This is a genomic window from Sphingomonas sp. S-NIH.Pt3_0716, assembly GCF_003950715.1.
In the GTDB taxonomy this organism is placed as follows: Bacteria; Pseudomonadota; Alphaproteobacteria; order Sphingomonadales; family Sphingomonadaceae; genus Sphingobium; species Sphingobium yanoikuyae_A.
The window spans coordinates 1-2,604 of sequence record NZ_QLJK01000084.1; the positions used below are offsets into that span (position 1 = coordinate 1).

The 2,604-nt window shown below is 65.5% G+C and carries 2 protein-coding genes; both read left to right on the forward strand.

Annotated elements, in window-relative coordinates; all coding sequences use genetic code 11:
* The first annotated feature begins 194 nt into the window (after positions 1–194).
* Positions 195–1,724, forward strand: a complete 1,530-nt coding sequence (gene istA, locus BRX37_RS26025; protein ID WP_125990325.1) for an IS21 family transposase — start codon at positions 195–197, stop codon at positions 1,722–1,724.
* 11 nt (positions 1,725–1,735) lie between these two features.
* Positions 1,736–2,476, forward strand: coding sequence for an IS21-like element helper ATPase IstB (gene istB / locus BRX37_RS26030; RefSeq protein WP_066675312.1), 741 nt, complete (start codon positions 1,736–1,738; stop codon positions 2,474–2,476).
* Positions 2,477–2,604: the final 128 nt, after the last annotated feature.

Genomic DNA, 2,604 nt, shown 5'->3' on the forward strand with positions numbered 1-2,604 from the left:
TGCTGATTCCGAGGGAAGCCGCCCCCTCATTCCGAAATGATGCCGCCCCCCTGTTCCGAGAATTACTCGCCCCCTGATTCCGAGATGATGTCGCCCCCTTTGCGGGGATGACGATGAAGGTCCGCTGCTGGGATTAGGTTTGCTTCCTTTGGGTTGTCCGAGGGAGGGAGCCGATGTCGGCGGAGCGATTGAGTATGCGACGGGTTCGCGAGATTTTACGGTACCGGTTTGAGCAGGGGCTGGGTCACAAGGCGATTTCGTATCGGGTGGGCGCCGCGCCCTCGACGGTGCGCGAGACGCTGAGGCGCGCAGCGGTTGCGGGCCTGGCGTGGCCGCTCGGCGAGGATGTCAGCGATGCGGTGCTGGAGGCGGCGCTTTACCGCGCCGCGGGCACCAAGACTGGCCATCGCCGCTGTCCCGAACCGGACTGGGCGGCGATCCACCGCGAGCTGAAGCGCAAGCATGTGACGCTGCAGATCGTGTGGGACGAATATATCGCGCAGCACCCGGAAGGCTATCGCTACAGCCGGTTCTGCGATCTCTACCGTGGCTGGGCGGCGAAGTTGCCGGTCACGATGCGGCAGACCCACGCCGCCGGCGAGAAGCTGTTCGTGGACTATGCGGGCGACAAGGTGGCTGTTGTGGTCGACCGGCTGACCGGCGAAATCCGCGACGCGCACATCTTCGTGGCGGTGCTGGGTGCATCGAGCCTGTCCTATGCCGAGGCGAGTTGGACCGAGACGCTACCCGACTGGATCGCGGCGCATGTGCGGGCGCTGGAAGCCTTCGGCGGCGCGCCTGCCCTGTTCGTGCCGGACAATGCCAAGGTCGCGGTGATCAAGGCCTGCCTTTACGATCCACAGGTCAACCGCAGCTATGCCGAGATGGCGGCACATTACGACAGCGCGGTGCTGCCGACCCGTCCGCGCCGCCCACGCGACAAGGCCAAGGTGGAGGCCTGCGTGCTGATCGTCGAGCGCTGGCTGTTCGGGCGCCTTCGGCATCGGATCTTCTATAGCCTGGCCGAACTCAACGCCGCGATCGGCGACCTGCTCGCCGACCTCAATGACCGCCGTATCATGCGCCGCGTGGGCCAGACCCGGCGCCAGCTGTTCGAGGCCATCGACAGGCCTGCGCTGAAAGCTCTGCCGCTGGAACCCTATGTCTTCGCCGAATGGCGGCGGCGGCGCGCTGGTCTCGATTATCATGTCGAGATCGAGCGCCATTATTACTCGGTCCCGTATCGCTTCGCGCGCGAGCCGGTCGAGGCGCGGATCACCGCGCGTACGATCGAACTGTTCCACAAGGGTGAACGGATCGCCGCCCATATGCGCGGCTCCGGCAATGGCCGGCACACGACGATATCCGAGCATATGCCGTCATCCCACCGGCGCTTCGCCGACTGGACGATCGAACGCATCGCCACCGAGGCGGCCGCGATCGGCCCCTGTGCCGCCCTGCTGTGCGAGAAAATCCTGACCGATCGCCCGCATCCCGAGCAGGGCTTCCGGGCCTGCCTGGGCATCGTGCGCCTGGTGAAGGGCTTCGGCCGCGAACGGGTCGAAGCGGCGTGCAGCCGGGCGCTCGATATCGGCGCACGCACCTATGGATCGGTCAGGTCGATCCTCGACAACCGGCTCGATCAGACGCCCGCGCCCCGGCAGGCGCGCGACGATCGGACGATCACCCACCCGAATATCCGAGGTTCCCGCTACTATCACTGAAGGAGATCATGATGCTTCAACATCCCACTCTCGACCGGCTGAACGCAATGGGGCTGGCTGGCATGGCCAGGGCGTTCGACGAACTGGCCGCCAATGCCGAAGCCGAGCGGCTCACCCATCCCGAATGGCTGGCGCTGCTGCTCGACCGCGAATGGAGCTTCCGCCACGACCGCAAGCTGGCCGCCCGGCTGCGGTTCGCCAAGCTGCGCCATCAGGCAACCCCCGAGGATGTCGATTATCGCAGCCATCGAGGTCTCGACCGGGGGCTGTTCCTCAAGCTCGTCGCTGGTGACTGGATCGCCGCTCGCGACAATCTCGTCATCTGCGGCCCGACTGGCGTCGGGAAATCATGGCTGGCCTGCGCGCTAGGCCATAAGGCCTGCCGCGACGACCGTTCGGTGCTGTATCAGCGGGTGCCCAAGCTGTTCGCCAGCCTGGCGTTGGCACGCGGCGACGGACGCTACGCCCGCATCCTGGCCAAGCTCGGCAGCGTTCAGCTCCTGATTCTTGATGACTGGGGGCTTGAGCCACTCGATGCTCATGCCCGCTACGACCTCCTCGAAATCCTAGAAGAGCGTTATGGCCGTCGCTCGACGATCGTCACCAGCCAGCTGCCGATCGCGGCGTGGCACGAGGTGATCGGCGATCCGACCTATGCCGACGCCATCCTCGACCGGCTCGTCCACAACGCCCACCGCCTGGACCTCGACGGTGACAGCATGCGCCGGGTCAAATCCCCTTCAGAGGCTTGACGACCGGCACGAACGAAATAACAACAGACGTAGCCAGCACGGCCCTGTCTCCGGGGGGGCGACATCATCTCGGAACGAAGGGGCGCAATCATCTCGGAAACGAGGGGCGGCTTCATCGGAATCGGCAA